15 protein-coding genes are annotated in these 17,596 nt (G+C 68.5%); 8 read left to right on the forward strand and 7 right to left on the reverse strand.

Features of this window, described 5'->3' with window-relative positions:
• The 4 genes from ACFQGD_RS16635 to ACFQGD_RS16650 form a co-directional block, all read right to left on the reverse strand.
• Positions 1 to 1,098, reverse strand: coding sequence for an ABC transporter ATP-binding protein (locus ACFQGD_RS16635; RefSeq protein WP_345396634.1), 1,098 nt, complete (start codon positions 1,096 to 1,098; stop codon positions 1 to 3).
• The gene (locus ACFQGD_RS16640) at positions 1,095 to 2,783 is read right to left on the reverse strand and encodes an ABC transporter permease (protein WP_345396638.1); all 1,689 of its coding nucleotides are present in this window, start codon (positions 2,781 to 2,783) and stop codon (positions 1,095 to 1,097) included. The genes ACFQGD_RS16635 and ACFQGD_RS16640 overlap by 4 nt, the downstream gene beginning before the upstream one ends.
• Positions 2,780 to 3,790, reverse strand: a complete 1,011-nt coding sequence (locus tag ACFQGD_RS16645; protein ID WP_345396641.1) for an extracellular solute-binding protein — start codon at positions 3,788 to 3,790, stop codon at positions 2,780 to 2,782. Before ACFQGD_RS16645 ends, ACFQGD_RS16640 begins: the two co-directional genes overlap by 4 nt.
• 116 nt (positions 3,791 to 3,906) lie before the next feature.
• Positions 3,907 to 4,686, reverse strand: a complete 780-nt coding sequence (locus ACFQGD_RS16650; RefSeq protein WP_345396644.1) for a phosphatase PAP2 family protein — start codon at positions 4,684 to 4,686, stop codon at positions 3,907 to 3,909.
• A gap of 253 nt (positions 4,687 to 4,939) precedes the next feature.
• Here ACFQGD_RS16650 and ACFQGD_RS16655 point away from each other — a divergent pair, with 253 nt between their 5' ends.
• Positions 4,940 to 5,836 (forward strand): universal stress protein, encoded by an 897-nt coding sequence (locus ACFQGD_RS16655; RefSeq protein ID WP_345396647.1) that lies wholly within the window; start codon positions 4,940 to 4,942, stop codon positions 5,834 to 5,836.
• Between the two features lie 42 nt (positions 5,837 to 5,878).
• Here the strand turns inward: ACFQGD_RS16655 and ACFQGD_RS16660 are convergent, their stop codons facing one another.
• Positions 5,879 to 6,658, reverse strand: coding sequence for a DeoR/GlpR family DNA-binding transcription regulator (locus ACFQGD_RS16660; RefSeq protein WP_345396650.1), 780 nt, complete (start codon positions 6,656 to 6,658; stop codon positions 5,879 to 5,881).
• 111 nt (positions 6,659 to 6,769) lie between these two features.
• Between ACFQGD_RS16660 and ACFQGD_RS16665 the strand changes: the two genes are divergently transcribed.
• From ACFQGD_RS16665 to ACFQGD_RS16675, 3 genes are all read left to right on the forward strand, one after another.
• Positions 6,770 to 7,648, forward strand: coding sequence for an SIS domain-containing protein (locus tag ACFQGD_RS16665; protein ID WP_345396653.1), 879 nt, complete (start codon positions 6,770 to 6,772; stop codon positions 7,646 to 7,648).
• 18 nt (positions 7,649 to 7,666) lie between these two features.
• Positions 7,667 to 8,590, forward strand: coding sequence for an ROK family protein (locus ACFQGD_RS16670; RefSeq protein WP_345396656.1), 924 nt, complete (start codon positions 7,667 to 7,669; stop codon positions 8,588 to 8,590).
• A gap of 248 nt (positions 8,591 to 8,838) precedes the next feature.
• Positions 8,839 to 9,735 carry a hypothetical protein gene (locus tag ACFQGD_RS16675; protein WP_345396658.1) on the forward strand — a complete coding sequence of 299 codons (897 nt, stop codon included), beginning with the start codon at positions 8,839 to 8,841 and terminating at the stop codon, positions 9,733 to 9,735.
• 97 nt (positions 9,736 to 9,832) lie between these two features.
• Here the strand turns inward: ACFQGD_RS16675 and ACFQGD_RS16680 are convergent, their stop codons facing one another.
• The gene (locus ACFQGD_RS16680) at positions 9,833 to 11,455 is read right to left on the reverse strand and encodes a glycosyl hydrolase family 18 protein (RefSeq protein WP_345396661.1); all 1,623 of its coding nucleotides are present in this window, start codon (positions 11,453 to 11,455) and stop codon (positions 9,833 to 9,835) included.
• Positions 11,456 to 11,569: 114 nt separating this feature from the next.
• Positions 11,570 to 12,763 (reverse strand): ROK family transcriptional regulator, encoded by a 1,194-nt coding sequence (locus ACFQGD_RS16685; protein ID WP_345396664.1) that lies wholly within the window; start codon positions 12,761 to 12,763, stop codon positions 11,570 to 11,572.
• Between the two features lie 226 nt (positions 12,764 to 12,989).
• Here ACFQGD_RS16685 and ACFQGD_RS16690 point away from each other — a divergent pair, with 226 nt between their 5' ends.
• The 4 genes from ACFQGD_RS16690 to ACFQGD_RS16705 are packed head-to-tail and all read left to right on the forward strand — an operon-like array spanning position 12,990 to position 17,496.
• Positions 12,990 to 14,261, forward strand: coding sequence for an extracellular solute-binding protein (locus ACFQGD_RS16690; protein ID WP_345396667.1), 1,272 nt, complete (start codon positions 12,990 to 12,992; stop codon positions 14,259 to 14,261).
• 28 nt (positions 14,262 to 14,289) lie between these two features.
• On the forward strand, positions 14,290 to 15,198 hold the full coding sequence (locus ACFQGD_RS16695) for a carbohydrate ABC transporter permease (RefSeq protein ID WP_345396670.1): 909 nt from the start codon (positions 14,290 to 14,292) through the stop codon (positions 15,196 to 15,198).
• Positions 15,195 to 16,034 (forward strand): carbohydrate ABC transporter permease, encoded by an 840-nt coding sequence (locus ACFQGD_RS16700; RefSeq protein WP_345396673.1) that lies wholly within the window; start codon positions 15,195 to 15,197, stop codon positions 16,032 to 16,034. The genes ACFQGD_RS16695 and ACFQGD_RS16700 overlap by 4 nt, the downstream gene beginning before the upstream one ends.
• A 1-nt stretch (position 16,035) precedes the next feature.
• Entirely contained in the window at positions 16,036 to 17,496 is a 1,461-nt protein-coding gene (locus ACFQGD_RS16705; RefSeq protein ID WP_345396676.1) for a glycoside hydrolase family 3 protein, read from the forward strand.
• Positions 17,497 to 17,596 lie beyond the last annotated feature (100 nt).

Raw genomic sequence — 17,596 nt, forward strand, 5'->3', positions numbered from 1 at the left:
CTACCGCGGCCGCGCGGGTTCCCGGTGGTGGCCGTTGGTAGCGGCCGCGTCGTGGTTCGGCAGCACGGCGGGCGGGTGGCCGTAGGACAGCTCCGCGTGCAGCCGGGTGCCGATGGGGTAGTGGGTGGTGTGCGGTTGCAGTGACCGCAACTGCCGCCCGGAGTCCAGCCGCACCGTGTGCAGGATGAACCCACCCTGAAACTCCGTGTCGATGACGCGGGCGGCACCGTCAGTGCCATCGTCGGCGGGCCGCAGCACCACCTCGTGCGGGCGCACCATGACCTCCAGGGCATCCACCCGACCGACGACGTCCTCCGGCGCCTGCACCGACCCGGCTTCGGTCACGAGCGTGTCGCCTGCCAACGTCGCGGGCAGGAAGTCCGCGTCGCCCATGAACGTCGCCACGAACCGGTTGGTCGGCGTGTGGAACACCGGCTCGGGTGCGCCGAGCTGTTCGATGCGGCCCGCGCGCATCACCGCGACGCGGTCGCCAACGGCGAGCGCTTCGGCCTGGTCGTGGGTGACGAACACGGCGGGCGTGCCGGTCTTGCGCAGCAGCTCCAAGGTGTCCGCCCGAACCTGCGTGCGCAGGTGCCGGTCTAGGTTGGAGAACGGCTCGTCGAGCAGCAGCAGCTCGGGCCGGGGCGCGAGCGCGCGGGTGAGCGCGACCCGCTGTTGCTCGCCGCCGGACAGCTCGTGCGGGTAGCGGTCCGCCAAGTGCGACATCGCGATCATGGCAAGGGCCTCGGCCACGCGCTCCCGACGTCGAGCGCCGGACAGTCCGGTGAGTCCGAACGCGACGTTCTCCGCCACGGTCAGGTGCGGGAACAGCGCGTGGTCCTGGAACACGATGCCGACGTCGCGGCGCTCCGGTGGGCGCCACACGCCGTCCCCGGCCACGACGTCACCGCCGATCCGCACCGTGCCCGCGTCGGGCTCCTCCAGCCCGGCGATGAGTCGCAGCAATGTGGACTTCCCGCAGCCGGACGGCCCGACCAGCGCCAGTATCTCGCCCTCGCCGAGGTTGAGGTCCAACGTGCTCACGGCGGGTACCGTGCCGTAGTCCTTGCGGACCCCGTCGAGTTCCAGCGCGTTCACCGTGCTCCCTCCAGACGGTCCTTGCCGATCAGCAGTACGACGGGGACCAGCGCCACCGCCACGATCGTCAGCGCGGGCAGCGCCGCGCTCTCCCAGCGGCTTTCCGAGGCCAGCTGGTACGTCCACACCGAGAGCGTGTCGAACCCGAAGGGCCGCAGCAGCAACACGATCGGTAGCTCCTTGAGCGCGTCGATGGTCACCAGCACCAACGCCGTGACAACGCCGGTGCGCACCAGCGGCAGGTGCACCCTGCGCAGTACCCGCGCCGGAGCCGCGCCGAGCGACAGCGCCGAGGCCGTCATCGAGGGGCTGACCTTGGTGAAGCTGGCGTCGATGCTGTGGTAGCTCAACGCGAGGAACCGCACGATGTAGGCGTAAATGATGCCGATGACCGAGCCGGTCACCAGCAGGCCGGTACCGCCGGGAACGCCGAGCGCTTCCAGCCCGGTGTCGAGGTGCGCGAACGCGATCAGCACGCCGATCGCGACGACGACGCCGGGGATGGCGTAGCCGACGGTCGTGACCTGTGCGGCGATCCTGGTGAGTCTGCCGCTGGTCATGCGGGTGCTGTGCGCGATGAGCAGGCCGATCACCGCACAGCTCACGGCGGCGATCGTGCCGATGACGAGGCTGTTGGTGGCATAGCCCGCGTAGCGGGGGTCGAGCAGAGTGGTCGCGCCAGCCATGAGGTCGGCGCCGGACCACCACAGCAGCTGGACGGCGGGCAACCCGAACGCGGCGGCGAGCACGACGGCACAGGTGGCGGTCGCCAGCCAGCGGCGCGCGCCGGTGAGCCGCACGGTGGCGAGCCCGCGACCCCGGCCGCCCTTTTGGTGGTAGCGTGCCCTGCCGCGCAGCAGCCGTTCGGCCGCGATCACGGCGACGGCGAAGAGCAGCACCAGCCCCGCCAGCTCGGTGGCGGCGGCGCGGTCGAACTGGCCCTTCCACACCTGGTAAACGCCGACGGACACGGTCTGCACGTTGAAGTACGACACCGTGGCGAAATCCGTGAGCGTCTCCATCAGCACCAGCGCCAGCCCCGCGGCGAGCGACGGCCGGGCCAGTGGCAGGACGACCCGGATGGCGGCTCGGCTCCGGCTCGCGCCGAGCATGCGGGCTGCCTCGAACGTCGCGGGCGCCTGCTCCAGCAACGCCGAGCGCACCAGCAGGTAGACGTACGGATACAGGCTCAGCGAGAGCACCAGCGCGGCGGCGGGCAACGAGCGGACGTCCGGGAACCAGACGTCTGGTCCGAACGCCGAGCGCAGTCCGGACTGCACCGGACCGGGCGCGTCGAAGATCGCGAGGAAGACGAACCCCAGCACGTAGGCGGGCATCGCGAGCGGCAGCACCAACAGCCAGCGGAACACCCGGCTGCCGGGGAATCGGTGCACGGTCACCAGCCACGCCAGCCCCGCGCCAAGCACCACCGTGCCGATGGTGACACCCAGCATCAGCAGGAGCGTGTCGCCGATCATGCCGGGCAGTACTGTGGCCCACAGCCGCGCCCAGACGTGCGGCGTCGGGGTGAGCGTCCCGGCCGTGACCTCGGCGACCGGGATGACGACGAGCACCGCTACCGCCACGACCAGCAGCGTCCAGCCGAACCGCCTGCCGGTACGCCGCCGCGCGCGGGCCGGGGGTTCCGGCGTCGCGCGCGGCGGGGCGGGGGAGGTCGTCGTCACTCGTAACCGACCTCGTTCATGACTTCGATGGCCGTGCTGTTCAGCTCGCCGTATGCCTGGGCGTTGATCGGTTCGAAGTCGAACTCGCCGAAGTCGGCGATGATCGGTTCGGGCTCGACGTCCGGGTTGACCGGGTACTCGTGGTTGCCGTCGACGAACGCGTTCTGTCCGTCGGTGGCCAGCCACTCGATGAGCTGCCTGGCCTGCTTCTTGTTGTCGGAGTTGGTGATCACGCCAGCGCCGGAGATGTTGACGTGGGTACCGCGGCCGTCCTGGTTGGCCCAGAACGGCGTCACCGACAGGTCGGGATTGTCCGCGAGCAGGCGGGCGAGGTAGTAGTGATTGGTGATGCCGACGTCGCAAGTTCCGGCGTCGATGTTCTCCAGGATCTGGACGTCGTTGCTGAAGATCTCGACGTTGTTGTCGACCCAGCCCTGGACGATCTCGGTGGCGCGCTCCTTGCCGTGTTCGTCGATCATGGCGGCGACGAGCGATTGGGTGTATGGGCTGGTGGACTCCCGCATGCAGAGCCGCCCCTGCCACTTCGGGTCGGCCAGGTCGGCGTAGGTGTGCTCGTCGGCGAACTCGGATGGTGAGACCTCGTCCGGGTTGTACATCACGGTCCGAGCGCGCATTGCCAGCCCGTACCAGCGCTGGTCGGGGTCGCGCAGCCCCTCGGGCACGGCGTCGGTGAGCTTCGCGGAGTCGAGTGTGGCGAGCAGACCATCCTCTGCCGCCTTCCAGAGGTTGCCCGCGTCGACGGTCATGTAGATGTCGCCGGGTGTGTTCTCGCCCTCGGCCGTGATGCGTTCGCGAAGCTCGGCGTCAGAGCCGCTCAGGAACTCGACGGTGATGCCGGTTTCGTCGGTGAACATCGTGAACGCCTGCTCCAGGTCGTAATGCCGACCGGTGTACACCTGGAGGTCAGCTTCGTCGCCGGACACGATTCCGCAGCCACCGACGGCGAACAGGGAAGCCGCCACTACGGCAAGCACGGGCGAGCGCATCGCACTCCTCACTAGACCGGCTTGCTACCGGTCTGAAGAACCGGCGTGCCGGTGCGTTGTCGTCACTAGATCAGGTCAAGGATAGCTTAGGCAAAGCTAACACTGTGGGCAACGAGTCAGCGCACGCCCGTCGGTTCTGTGGTGCGGAGCTCAGCTGGCGAGTCGGGAAAGCGGATCACCTCGGTCGGCAGCTCGGCCAACGCGGCAGTGCGCGGTGGGCGCCAGCGCCACATCGTGTCGATGAGGATCAGTCCTTGCAACAGGATGGCGCCGATGAGCCAGCCCGCGATGATGTCGGTGACCCAGTGCGTGTCTAGGTACCACGAGATCAGGCCCATCAGCAGCGACAACGTGATGACGATGCGGATGGCGGCGCGGCGTCGTCGCAGGTAGCCGTACGTGATGAGGATGTAGGCGAGCAGTCCCCATGTGATCACGACGTTGGCGGTGTGGCCGGACGGGAAGATCATGCCGTCCACGAACGGCGCGGTGTCGCCGAACTGCGGCTTTCCCCGCCCGTAGCTGATCTTGAGTACGCCCACGACGAAGTTGACGGCGAGCAGCGCGGCGATGCTGAGCACGATCGGCCGCCACGTGCGTTGGTACCGAGCCAACGTCGCCGCGCAGCCGAGCAGCACGCCAGCGATCGGCTCGCGCTGCCCGATGTGATCAGCGCCAAGCGCGATGGCGGTGAGGATCGGATACTGCTCTGCGTCGACCAGCGTACGGGCGGCGCGATCGATAACGATCAGCACTCCGCTGTTGACCCACACTTGGCCGAGCACCACGATGAGCATCCCGAAACACAGTGCGAGTCGTAGCAGCGCCGTCCGGTGGTGGTTCGCCACGGCTCGCCGTGTGGACAGCGTGGATGAGGGCCATGCGCCAGCGCTCACAGCACCATCCTTGGATGAGTCGGGGGTGGGCAGGGGCACTATTTGAGGCTGCCACCAGCACGATTGGCAAATCCACTGCCCCATCAAGGCACGATTGGGACGTCTAGGCGGCAATACCGCGAATTCCAGCGCGGTTTGAGCTGATTCAGTCCGAATGCCGTGACCAGGATTACCTACCCGGACGAGGGGGAACACCGTCCGCGGCGTCGCCGTGGTTGGCGCTGCTGCCAGAAACTCGACAAGGAGGGAGCAGATGTCCGAACCGCAGTCACTTCCGCAGGATGCAGTGCTTGTCGGGTTCGATGGCTCGGACCACTCCCGTAGGGCGGTGCTGTGGGCGGCCTCGGAAGCCACATCGAGCGAGCGGGACCTGGTGATCGTGCAGTCGTACGAGTGGTCCGTGTCGATGATGGGGAGCTACGACGAGCGCCTCAGACGGCACGCCTCCGATCAGGTGGCCGACATGGCCGCGAAGGTGCGTGCCAGCCATCCGGACCTGTCAGTGCACACTCAAGTTTCCGAGGGCCGCGCTGATGAGACGATTCCCGACATCGTCGACGCCAGCGCGCCTCGGCTGCTGGTGCTCGGCGCGAGCGGACTCGGCGCTCTGTCCCGCGTAGTGCTGGGCTCTACCGCGGCCGCGCTGGTCAGGACGGTGCGCGTACCGATCGTCGTCGTCCGTGGTGAGCAGACCACGCCAAGCACGGCGCCGGTGATCGCGGGTCTGGACGGGACGGCGGCGGGCGATCGTGCGGTGGAGTTCGCGTTCGACTTCGCCAGCCGTCACGGCGCACCCGTGCGGGTGGTGCACGTGGTGGCCGGCACCTCGCACCTGCCGCCCGGTTCGCCCACGGTGCCGGCGCTTCCCCGCGAGCCGTTGCTCGAGGAAGAGGAGGGGTCGAAACCGACAGCGGACGCGGTGGCGCTTCGGGTGGAGCGGCTGCTGGAAGAGCACCCAGCGAAGGACGTCGAGACCGAGGTCGTCGTCGGCCAGCCCTCGGGGGCGCTGATGGATGCCGCGGCGAACGCGCAGCTGCTGGTGGTGGGTACGCATGGCCGTGGTCTGCTTGACCGGATCATCCTCGGTTCCGTCAGCCACGCCGTGCTGTACCACGCGCCGTGCCCGGTGGGTCTGTTGCACCCACGTTAGTGCGTGACCATGCGTGTTCTGAGTCCGTTCGTGCAGGAACGCTCACACCTTGATGACTCGGACGCCTGCTTGCTCGATGCGGCTGACCGCGTCCGAGGGGGCGTTCGCGTCGGTGACCAGCACATCGACGTCGTCGATCGGGCAGATCCGCGCGAACGCACTGTGGCCGAGCTTGGATCCATCCGCGACCACGACGACCTGCTTGGCACGGGCGACCATGAGGGTGTTGATGCTGGCCTCGCCCTCGTGGTGGGCGCACGCGCCGGACTCGGCGTCGATACCGTTCACACCGAGGAAGACGACGTCAAGGCTGAGCCGTTCCAGGATCGGCGTGGCCAACGGGCCGATCAGCTCGTACGACTGGGTACGCGCGACGCCGCCGGTGACAACGACCTTGAGATGCGGGCGCACGGTCAACTCGTTGGCGATGTTGAGCGCGTTAGTCACGAACGTGACGTGGCTGCCGGAGGTCTGTAGCGCAGACGACGTCGCGATGTGGCGGGCGACCTCGGTGGTGGTCGTCCCGCCATTGCTGGCCACGATGGCGCCCGGCGTGACCAGTTCGGCGGCTGCCTTGCCGATGCGCTGCTTCTCCGGCGCGTGCTTGGCGCTCTTGTAGCGCAATGGCAGGTCGTATGCCGTCGCGTTCGGTACCGCGCCGCCGTGGGTGCGGGTCAGGAGCTGCTGGCTGGCGAGTGTGTCAAGGTCTCTGCGGATGGTCGCGGGGGAGACGTCCAGTTCGCGCGCCGCATCGTCGACGTCTAGTGCGCCGCGCTCGGCGAGCAGGTCGAGCAACCTGTTGAGACGGCTGTACTTGCTCATGTCTCCCTCTCCGCGTCGTTGCGCGAGTGTGCGTGAATCTGTCAATATTGTGCATAAACGCGCAGAGTCGCGCACCTCGCCGTTGGATCACCACTCTAGAAGGGGACCTTCATGACGCATATCGACGTCGAACTCGCGAGCCAGCCGCCGCTGTGGCGCAAGGCCGCCGAGCTGGCCGCGGTCAACCTGGACGTTCTGCCGCGCCCGGGGCAGCGCGTCGCCGTCGTCGGGTGCGGCACGTCGCTTTACATGGCGCAGACGTACGCGGCGTTGCGGGAGGCCAGCGGCCACGGTGAGACGGACGCGTTCCCGGCGTCGGAGATGCCTGCTCGTCGCTACGACGCCGTTGTCGCGCTGAGCCGCTCTGGTACGACGACGGAGGTCGTCGACTTGCTGACCCGGCTGCGTGGCACGGTTCCGACGACAGTGCTCACAGCTGACCCGGACACGCCGGTCGTGGACGTCGCCGACCGGGCGCTCGTGCTGGACTTCGCCGACGAGCGGTCCGTGGTGCAAACGCGGTCCGCGACCTGCGCGCTGGTGTTGCTGCGGGCACATCTTGGTCTCGACGTCGATGCCCTGATCGCGGATGGCGAGGCGGCGCTGGCGGACGAACTGCCCACCGGGTCCGTGGAGCGCACGCAGTTCACGTTCCTCGGCACGGGGTGGACGGTCGGCCTAGCGAACGAGGCCGCGCTCAAACTGCGAGAGGCGGCGCTGGCGTGGGCGGAGTCGTACCCGGGCATGGAGTATCGGCACGGTCCAATCAGCGTGAGCGACGAACGCAGCGTGGTGTGGACGCTCGGCACGCCACCGCGCGGGCTCGCGGACGAGGTCCGCCGCACCGGCGCGCTGTGGGTGGCGTCCGATCGCGACCCGCTCGCGGAAGTGATTCGGGTGCAGCGGCTCGCGGTGGCGCTCGCCGGCCGGTACGGCGTTGATCCCGACCATCCGCGCAATCTCGCCCGGTCGATCATCCTGACCGCCTGAGCCCGGATACCGTTAGGCATGGCATCTGCGGACTGTGTCGTCGCGGTCGACGTCGGCGGGACGTCGGTGAAGGCCGCCGTTGTGGACGCGCGCGGCACAGCCAACGCCGCGGTGACGGTGCCGACGTCGCGTGGCGCGGAGCAGGTCGCGGACCAGGTCGCCGCGCTCGCGGACGAGCTGACGGACGCGGTCCAGGCGCGTGGACCGGCCCCGGTCGCGCTCGGCGTCGTCACACCTGGCCTCGTGGACGAGCACTCTGGAACGGTGCTGCTCGCGGGCAACCTCGGCTGGCGTGACGCGCCGATGCGTGCGCTCGTGGAGAAGCGTGTCGACCTGCCGGTAGCGTTCGGCCACGACGTCCGCGCCGGCGGGCTGGCCGAAGCGGTGCTCGGCGCGGGGCGTGATGCTGGTGACCACCTGTTCCTGGCGATCGGCACCGGGATCGCGGGTGCGGTGATGCTGGGCGGCACGGCCTACAGCGGCGGTGGATACGCCGGGGAGATCGGGCACATCGTTGTCGAGCCGGGCGGCGACGCCTGCGCGTGTGGTGCTCGTGGGTGTCTGGAGGCGACGGCATCGGCGCGGGCGATCGCCCGGCGATACGCCTTGCGTACAGGCGAGCGGGTCGCCGCGGCGGAGGTGGCCGCGCGGGCGGTCGCGGGTGACGTCCACGCCGTCGCGGTGTGGGACGCCGCCGTGATCGGGCTGGCGGAGGCGCTGCGGGTGTGTCTGTGCGTGCTCGCGCCGGAGTTGATCGTGGTCGGCGGCGGGCTGGCGACCTCGGGGGACCAGCTGCTTGAGCCGCTGCGGGCACGGCTGGCAGAGCGGCTGACATTCCAGCGTGTGCCGCATGTCGTGGCCGCTGAGCTGGGGGAGCGCGCCGGGTGCCTGGGTGCTGGCCTGCTGGCGTGGCACGCGATCGGACGGGAGGTGCGACCGTGACGGTGCTGACCGGCGGGTGCGGACGATGGGGCGCTAGGTGGGCAGCGTAGCCGGGAGTTGATCTGACGACGTTTCGGTTGCCATAACGACCCAAACGTCTTCACAGTCCGCCATACCGCTGCGCGTCCGTCCCGACGATGTACCCACCGCGGCCTCGCAGGACGCGACCGGCTCCAGCGGCACCTCAGTTTGTCCACACTATCGCCGGACTGCCCCGGCGGACGTCGAGCACGGCGATCGTGGACGCCATGACGACGGTCGACAACCAGAGCAGTGTCCTGACAATCAGGGAGGCGCAGACGTTCATGACGACGGGTGAAATCCGTGCGCGCGTCGCAAGTGGACGTTGGCAACGACCGCACCGAGGCGTGCTCGTGGCACACAACGGCCCGCTCACCACGGAGGAGGAAATGTGGGTGTGCTTGCTTGCCGCCCCGCCTGGCTCGGCGCTGGCTGGACCTACGGCCGCAGGACTGGAGGGGTTGCGTGGATTCGAATCGACCCGGACGTACGTCGTTGTTCCACATGGGCAGCGCGGGTTTCGCCGGGAGGGCGTGACCGTGCTTCGGTCGAGCCGGTTAGGACCAGAAGAGTTCCACCCGCTCCGCACACCGCGACGCACGTGCGTAGAACGCAGCGTGCTCGACATGGCCAGCACCGCACGCAGTCCGCGTGTGGCACGTGCGCCGCTGCTGGCCGTTGTCCAGCAGGGACTCACCATCCCTGATCGGCTCCGGGACGCCTTGGCGCGGCGCGGCCAGTGCCGACATCGTTCGTTGATCAGTGAGACGATCGACGATGCCGAGGGCGGTATTCAGTCATTGCCCGAGCGAGCGTTCGATCGGATCTTGCGCCAGCGTGGGCTTCCGTCGCCGACCCGCCAGCGCGTTGTCCGCCGGCCCGATGGCAGGTACTACCTGGACGCCGACTGGGAGGACTACGATCTGTCCGCCGAAATCCACGGTTTGCCGCACCTGGAAGTGCGGAATTGGGACGCCGATCTCGACCGACACAACGAGCTGACGATTGACGGTAGGCGGCTGGTGCAGTTCACGTCGTACGCTGTGCGGCACTCACCCGATCGCGTCGGCGATCAGGTTGAGCGTGGCCTGCGGCGTGGTGGAGTTCGGCGATGGCGATGTTGATCTGAAGACGTTTCGGTCGCTGGAGCAACCGAAACGTCTTCAGATCGACTGCGGTGGGGAGTCGGACGTCGGCAGGGCACCCGGCGCCCGACCCGGCCTAGCCGAGCCCGCTCGCGATGGCGCTGATCAACTCCCCGTCCGTGGTGTCCCCGGAGAGCTCCCAGAAGAACGCGCCGCCAAGCCCGTTATCCCGGACGTACGACATCTTCCCGCCGATGGTGCTTGGCGTGTCGTAGCTCCACCACTCCTCACCGCAGTGGGCGTAGGCGGTGCCAGCGATGGTGCCGGTGGTGGGGCACCGCTCGACGAGTACCTTGTAGTCCTCGACACCGGCCTCGTACGTGCCCGGTGCCGCGCCGGTCGCGGAGCCGCCGGGCTCGGACTGCGTCACGCCGGTCCAGCCGCGACCGTAGAACCCGATGCCCAGCAACAGCTTCTCCGACGGAATGCCCATGCCGGTGAGCTTCGTGATGGCCGCGTCGGAGTTGAAGCCCTCCCGCGGGATGCCGTCGTAGGCGGTCAGCGGCGAGTGCGGAGCCGTGGGGCCCTGCGCCGCCCACGCGCCGAAGAAGTCGTACGTCATCACGTTGTACCAGTCGACGTACCGCGCGGCGCCGGCGTAGTCGGCGGCGTCGATCTTGCCGCCGTCGGAGGCGTCGGCAGTGATCGCCGCGGTGACCAGCGCGTCGGAGCCGAACCGGTCGCGCAACGCGCTCATCAGGTCCGTGTACGCGTCGTACCCGCTGGTGTCGCAGCTCTTCCCGCAGGCGTTCGGGTACTCCCAGTCGATGTCGATGCCATCGAAGACGTCGGCCCACCGGGGATCCTCGACCAGTTGGTAGCACGACTCGGCGAACGCCGCTGGGTTTTGCGCGGCCTCACCGAAACCGCCGGACCAGGTCCAGCCGCCGAAGGACCAGAGGATCTTGATGTCGGGATACATCTCCTTCAACTTGCGCAGCTGGTTGAAGTTGCCGCGCAGCGCACCGGTGTCCCAGGTATCGGCCTCACCGTCCACACTGGACGCCGCATCGTAGAACTTGTCGTAGGCGGCGTAGCTGTCGCCGATGGTGCACTCGCCGTTCTGCACGTTGCCGAAGGCGTAGTTGATGTGCGTGAGCTTGTCCGCCGATCCGCTGGTGTGGACATCTTTCACGTGGTAGTCGCGACCATAGACGCCCCACTCGGTGAAATACCCGAGGTTCTTGGCGTCCCCGGTGTTCGGCGGTGGAGTTGTCGTCGTGGTCGTCGGCGACGTCGTGCTCGTAGTGGTGCTCGTCGTAGTCGTAGGAGACGTCGTGGGCGGGGGAGTCCCCCCGTCACACGGCTCGCCGTTGATCAGGCAGCCGGTCGGCGCCGCGTACTCGCCGCTGTAGTTGACGACGAAACCGAAGCTGACCTGTCCGCCCGCCTCGACGGTGCCGTTCCAGCTCAGGTTCCGCACGGTGACGTGCTGACCGTCGACGGTGTGGTCGCCGTCCCACAGCGAGCTGATCCGTTGTCCTGACGGCAGATCGAACTCCACGGTCCAGCTCGATATCGAGCTGGACCCGCCGTTGGAAATGGTGTACTTACCTTCGTAGCCGGTGTCCCAGTCGCTGCTCAGGGTGAAGCTCGCCGTGACGCCAGTGGCGCCACTGGCGGGCACCACCGCCAGCGCGGTGATGACCGTGCCGATGGCGACGAAGAGGGCGACGAGGTGCCATCGAATCGTGGACATGTGCCTCCTTGCCTCGGGCAGACAAGAAGGCGGGCAGGTGTGCGACACATTGGCGGTGATCGCGCGGGAATTGTCAAGTCCGTCACACCGGAATGACCGCGAATGGAGCAGCGGTTACGTCGCTGTGGTGGAATCCAGCAGTTCCTCGCGCGCTCGCTCCAGTGCGGCGTAGATGGCACCGCGCAGCACGGGGTTGCCGTCGACCTCCGTCACCGCGATGTGTGGTGTGACCGGACAGATCCGCCCCACCGCACGGTTCACTCGGGTGGCGAGCTGTGAGCCACCCGCGCGGCCCAGTTGGCCCGCGATCACCAGCAACTCCGGGTCCAGCACGATGCCGACGGACGCCACACCGAGCGAGATGCGAGTGGCCAGCTCGTCAAGAAACCCCGCTTGAGCATCCACATCGGACACGGCGGCCGTTACGCACTCGACGGCGCTCGGCGCGCCAATCCCGTGCTCGCGGGCGAGCTCGACCACGGCGTCGGCGCCGACCAGCGAGCCGAACCCGCCGGCGAGCGCTGGTTTTCCCCAGGACTGCGACTCCCGGACCGAGTCGGGCAGCGGCACCCCAGGCACCGGCAGGTAGCCGATCTCGCCCGCGCCACCGGATCGCCCCCGATACAGCCGCCTGCCCAGCATGATCGCCATGCCGACGCCGCGGTCGATCCAGATGAGACAGAAGTCGTCGACGTCTCTCGCTGCGCCGTACTCGCGCTCGGCGATCGCCACCAGGTTGACGTCGTTCTCGATCAGCACCGGACGTCGCAGGTCGTTGCGGAGGCCGTCAAGGACACCCTCATGCCAGTGCGGCAGGTCGAACGCGAACCGCATGTCGCCAGTGCATGGGTCGAGCACACCTGGCGTGCCGACGACGACGGCGTTGAGCTGCGTTTCCGCCACGCCCGCCGAGGCGCAAGCGCGTGCGAGAGCGTCGTGGACGACGCGCACCGGCTCAGCCTGGCCGTTCGGGTCGACGGTCACCTCGGTGGCCTGCGAGCCGGTGATATCGGTGATGCCGACCGTGACCGAGTTCGGACCGACGTCGAGGCCCGCGACGTAGGCGCTACTGGGAAGCACCCCGTACAGCGCCGCGTTCGGGCCCCTGCCGCCCGCCTGCTCGCCCACGAGCCCGATCAATCCACGCTCCTGGAGCCTCGAGAGCAGTTGCGACGCGGTGACCTTGGACAACCCGGTTCGCTCACCGATCTGGGCTCGGGTCAGCGGACCGGCGTCGAGCAGCAGTTCCAACGCGGCGCGGTCGTTGAGCTCGCGGAGGAGCTGAGGGGTGCCCGGACGTCGGCTCATCGCGCATCTCCTTGCGATACATATTCGGGTCTTCCGAATAGGAAAGTTTCCTGTTAGTTTACCAGAGGGGTCGATCGGCCCCGCACAACGCAGACACCGGCGGGCAGGTGGTTGCGAGGACCGTGCGGGTCGTGGCGTGAGTACGTCACGACCCGCACGCCCTTCGAGAACCCGGCGCCGCGCATGGTCGCGCGCCCCGCAACTCAATCCCACGGAGGGACAACCCGTGAAACGTCTTCTATGTAGTCTCGCGGCCATCGCGTTGGCCGCGACCGCGTGCGGCGGTGGGACGGATCAGTCCGCGGCCGACGAACCGAGCGGCCCGACGGAGATCCGGCTCTGGCTCAACGGTCCGGACACCCCGCAGCCGATGCGCGACTGGCTGACCGAGACCTTCGAGGAACAAAACCCCGGCGCCACGCTGACCATCGAGGAACAGCAGTGGGAAGGCCTTGTCGACCGGCTGACGACGTCGCTGTCCAGCGAGAGTGAGACCCCGGACGTCGTGGAGGTGGGCAACACCCAGGCGGCTACTTTCAGCACCGCCGGCGCGTTCAGCGACATCACCGGCATGCTGCCGGAACTCGGCGGGGACGACCTGCTGTCCGGGTTCGTCGAGGCGGGCAGCGCGGACGGCAAGACCTTCGCCGTGCCGCTCTACGCCGGATCGGCATACGTCTTCTACCGCAAGGATCTGTTCGAGAAGTCGGACCTCGACGTCCCGGAGACGATGTCGGAGTTCGTCGACGCGGCGATCACGCTGAAGGAGGACAACTCCGACGTCAAGGGCTTCTCCGGTTTCTGGCTGCCCGGCCAGGACTGGCGCGACGGCGTGGCGTTCGTATGGGACGCGGGCGGCGCGCTCGCGGTCGAGGAGAACGGCGGCTGGCGAGGTGCACTGTCCACTCCGGACTCGATCGACGGTTTGGAGCGGGTGCGGACGCTGTTCCAGCAGGCGTCCGGTGCGCCGAAGGACGGCAACGAGGCCGAGCCGGAGGTGCCGTTCTGCGCCGGTCAGATCGGCATGATGCTGCGGCCCGGCTGGGTCATGGGCAGCCTCGCCGACAAGGAGGTCGGCTGCCCGAAGCTCGCGAAGAAGGTCGGCGTGTTCGCGTTACCCGGCTCGGATGGCGAGCCCGCTCCGGTGCTGCTCGGCGGGTCGAACATCGCGGTGTCGGCGAAGTCGCCCAACCAGGACCTCGCCAAGAATCTGGTCGAGCTGATGCTCAGCGACGAGTTCCAGACACAGTACGCCGAGAACGGCCTGACGCCTGCCAAGGTGTCGCTGGCCGAGCACTTGGGTGACGACGAGTTCGCCGAGGCGACAAGGGCCGCGGTGACCAACGCCAAGCTCACCCCCGCCGCCGCTGGCTGGGCGAAGGTCGAGGGCTCGCGGGTGCTAGAGGACCTGTTCGTCGGGATCGCGCACGGACAGGACGTCGAGAAGCTCGCCGCCGAGGCCGACGAGACCATCACCGGACTGCTCGCGAGTAGCTGAGGTGCTTCGTCGAGCAAGGCGGGGCGCCGTGACGTCGGCGCGGCAATCGCGGCGCCCTGCCACCTTCCCGTACGTCCTGCTTGTGCCGGCCGTGCTTGTGCTGCTCGCGGCGATGGGCTACCCGCTCGCCAGGCAGGTCGTGCTGTCGATCCAGGAGTATGGGCTGGCCCAGCAGTTCGGCCAGCCGCCGGAGTGGGTCGGCTTCGACAACTACGCGCGGCTGGCAAGCGATGCCTACCTGTGGCAGGTCATCGGCCGGTCGATCGCGTTCTGCCTGGCCGTCGCCGGGCTGACGATGGTGGTCGGCACGGCGCTCGCGGTGCTGATGACGCACGTCTCGCGGGCGGCGCGGCTGCCGCTGCAACTGGCGTTGCTGCTGGCGTGGGCGATGCCGCACCTCGCGTCGTTGACCGTGTGGCAGTGGTTGTTCGACTCGCAGTACGGCGTGATCAACTGGTTGCTGGTGCGGCTCGGGTTTGACCAGTTCGCTGGACACTCGTGGCTGATCGAGCCGCTGTCGTTCTTCGTGGTCGCCGCCGTCGTGGTGACCTGGATGAGCGTGCCGTTCGTCGCCTTCAGTGTCTACGCGGGACTCACCCAGGTGCCCGGCGAGCTGCATGAGGCGGGGGCGATCGACGGCGCGAGCGCCCGGCGGCGGTTCTGGCTGATCACGGTGCCGCTGATCAAGCCGGTGCTGCTGATCGTCGGGCTGCTGCAGATCATCTGGGACCTCAAGGTGTTCACGCAGATCTTCGTGCTGCAGGACGCGGGTGGCATCACCCGCGACACCAACCTGATCGGCACCTACATCTACCGGCTCGGTATCGGGCAGGGCCAGTTCGGCATGGCTAGCGCGGCGTCCATTTTCATCCTGCTGGTCACCGTGCTGCTGAGCCTGGCGTACGTGCGGCTGCTCGCCCGGGAGGAGGGGCTATGACGGGGCTCGTGACATCGACGGCGCGCCGCAGGAGCTACAGCGTGCTCGCCGTGGTGCTGGCGCTGCTGTGGGCGTTCCCGGTGTACTGGATGATCAACAGTTCGCTGCTGCCCTACAACCAGATCCGCAGCGACGAACCGACGTTCTGGCCAAGCGACGGCGGTTTCGCCGCATACGGCAGGGCGTTCGACAGCGGGTTCTTCGCGGCGTTGCGGGTGTCCGCGATGGTCACCGCGATCACGATCGGTGTCGCGCTGCTGTTCGCGTTCTTCGCCGCGCTCGCGGTGTCGCGGTTCCATTTCCGGGGGCGCAAGAGCTTCATCGTCACGGTGCTCGTGGTGCAGATGATCCCGGTCGAGGGCCTGTTCATCTCCCAGTACAAGATGCTGGAGGGCTGGCAGTTGCTGAACAGCGTCGTCGGGTTGTCGCTGCTCTACATCGCGACCGTGGTGCCGTTCACGATCTGGATGCTGCGCGGGTTCATCGCGGGCGTGCCGTTCGAGTTGGAAGAGGCGGCGCTCGTCGATGGCTGCGGCCGCGTCCAGGCGTTCTTCCGTGTCACGCTACCGCTGCTCGCACCCGGTCTCGCGGCGAGCGGGGTGTTCGGGTTCGTGCAGGCGTGGAACGAGTTCGCGCTCGCCCTCGTCGTCATGTCCCGGCCGGAGAATCGGACGTTGCCGCTGTGGTTGCGCACGTTCACCGAGGCGAACCGCGCGGACGACTGGGCGGGCATCATGGCCGGTTCGGTGCTCATCGCGGTCCCGGTGCTGATCTTTTTCCTGTTCGTGCAACGCCGGATGGCCAGCGGGCTGGTGACCGGCGCGGTGAAAGGCTGACATGACTGATCTGCGTTCCCTCGCGCTGACGACGTTGTTCCCCGGTTTCGTGGGGACGACCGTGCCGCCGTCCTGGGTCGGACGGCTTGCCGCCGACGGGCTTGGCGGTGTGGTGCTCTATGGCCGCAACATCGACCCTGACCTTGGCGACGACGGCGTAGCCGAGCTGACGTCCTCCCTGCGAGCTGCCGGGTTGCTGGTGGCGATCGACGAGGAGGGCGGCGACGTCACCCGGCTCGACGCCGCTGTGGGGTCGTCCTTGCCGGGCAACGCCGCGCTCGGCGCGCTGGACGACCCGGCGCTCACCGAGGAGGTGGCCGCCGAACTGGGCGGACGGCTCCGGCGGTGCGGCATCGACCTCAACTTCGCGCCGGTCGCCGACGTCGACACCAACGCCGAGAATCCCGTCATCGGGGCGCGGTCGTTCGGCGCGGATCCGGAGCTGGTGTCCCGGCACGTCGCCGCGTTCGTGACCGGGCAGCAGCGGCATGGCGTGGCGGCGACCGCCAAGCACTTCCCGGGCCACGGTGGGACCAGCGAGGACAGTCACCTCACCGTGCCCGTGTTGGACGAACCGCTGGATGTCATCCGGCGGGTCGAGCTGCCGCCGTTTCGTGCGGGGATCAAGACGGACACGAAGGTCGTGATGACCGCGCACGTCCGGGTACCCGCGCTGGATTCCGATGAGCTGGGCACGCTGTCGCGGCCGGTGGTGACCGGGTTGCTGCGTGACACGCTCGGGTTCGACGGCGTCGTGATGACCGACGGCCTGGACATGCGCGCGATCAGCGGCACCGTTGGCCATGCCGAGGCAGCCGTGCTGGCGGTTCGAGCCGGGGTGGACGCGCTGTGTGTCGGCGGCGATACCACCGGGCCGGAGCTGGTGGAGACCATGGCGGACGCGCTGGTCGATGCCGTGCGTTCTGGGCGATTGTCCGAGACGCGGCTCGCGGCGGCGGCCAGGCGGGTGCGGGCGTTGCGAGCCTGGTCGCGCGGGCAGTTTCCGGTGAGCGATGGCGCTGTGGCCGAGGCGACAGCGCGGGCGACGCACCGGGCCGTGCGTGCCATAGGCGACGTCCGACTGACCGGTCCGCCGCTGGTGCTCGAACTACAGGACCCACCGTCGATCGCGGCGGGGGAGGTGCCATGGGGGATCGGCATGCCGTTGGCGGCGCGGCTGCCTGGCACCACGGTCATCCGGCTCGACGAGGACGGTCCACCGGTCACCGAGGTCCTGGCCACCCACTCCGGACGTCGAGTCGTGGTCAGCATGCGGGGCATCCACCGGTACCCGTGGCAGGGCGACGTCGTGACGCGGGCGCGGCGGGAGCGGCCGGACTTGATCGTCGTCGAGCACGACGTCGGCTCGCCGAGGGAGGTGCTCGGCCCGCACCACGTGTTGGCCTTCGGTGCGTCACGGGCGACGGCCGAGGCGGCGGCGGAGGAGCTTTGGCCTAGGTGAGGGACGGCGGGCGCGCCGCCACTCCGCGGTGGTCCCGCGGTCGAGTGTGATCAGGACAACCACATCACCTGACGTCGGAAGTTAGGTTCGGTTTACCTAA

Source organism: Haloechinothrix salitolerans (assembly GCF_042662605.1).
GTDB classification, from domain to species: domain Bacteria; phylum Actinomycetota; class Actinomycetes; order Mycobacteriales; family Pseudonocardiaceae; genus Haloechinothrix_A; species Haloechinothrix_A salitolerans.

What these genes read in the sequence shown, in the direction of transcription:
- ACFQGD_RS16645 (WP_345396641.1), bottom strand. Translation starts at nt 3,790, where the DNA reads ATGCGCTCGCCCGTGCTTGCCGTAGTGGCGGCTTCCCTGTTCGCCGTC.
- ACFQGD_RS16655 (WP_345396647.1), top strand. Translation starts at nt 4,940, where the DNA reads ATGTCCGAACCGCAGTCACTTCCGCAGGATGCAGTGCTTGTCGGGTTC.
- ACFQGD_RS16660 (WP_345396650.1), bottom strand. Translation starts at nt 6,658, where the DNA reads ATGAGCAAGTACAGCCGTCTCAACAGGTTGCTCGACCTGCTCGCCGAG.
- ACFQGD_RS16665 (WP_345396653.1), top strand. Translation starts at nt 6,770, where the DNA reads ATGACGCATATCGACGTCGAACTCGCGAGCCAGCCGCCGCTGTGGCGC.
- ACFQGD_RS16670 (WP_345396656.1), top strand. Translation starts at nt 7,667, where the DNA reads ATGGCATCTGCGGACTGTGTCGTCGCGGTCGACGTCGGCGGGACGTCG.
- ACFQGD_RS16675 (WP_345396658.1), top strand. Translation starts at nt 8,839, where the DNA reads ATGACGACGGTCGACAACCAGAGCAGTGTCCTGACAATCAGGGAGGCG.
- ACFQGD_RS16680 (WP_345396661.1), bottom strand. Translation starts at nt 11,455, where the DNA reads ATGTCCACGATTCGATGGCACCTCGTCGCCCTCTTCGTCGCCATCGGC.
- ACFQGD_RS16685 (WP_345396664.1), bottom strand. Translation starts at nt 12,763, where the DNA reads ATGAGCCGACGTCCGGGCACCCCTCAGCTCCTCCGCGAGCTCAACGAC.
- ACFQGD_RS16700 (WP_345396673.1), top strand. Translation starts at nt 15,195, where the DNA reads ATGACGGGGCTCGTGACATCGACGGCGCGCCGCAGGAGCTACAGCGTG.
- ACFQGD_RS16705 (WP_345396676.1), top strand. Translation starts at nt 16,036, where the DNA reads ATGACTGATCTGCGTTCCCTCGCGCTGACGACGTTGTTCCCCGGTTTC.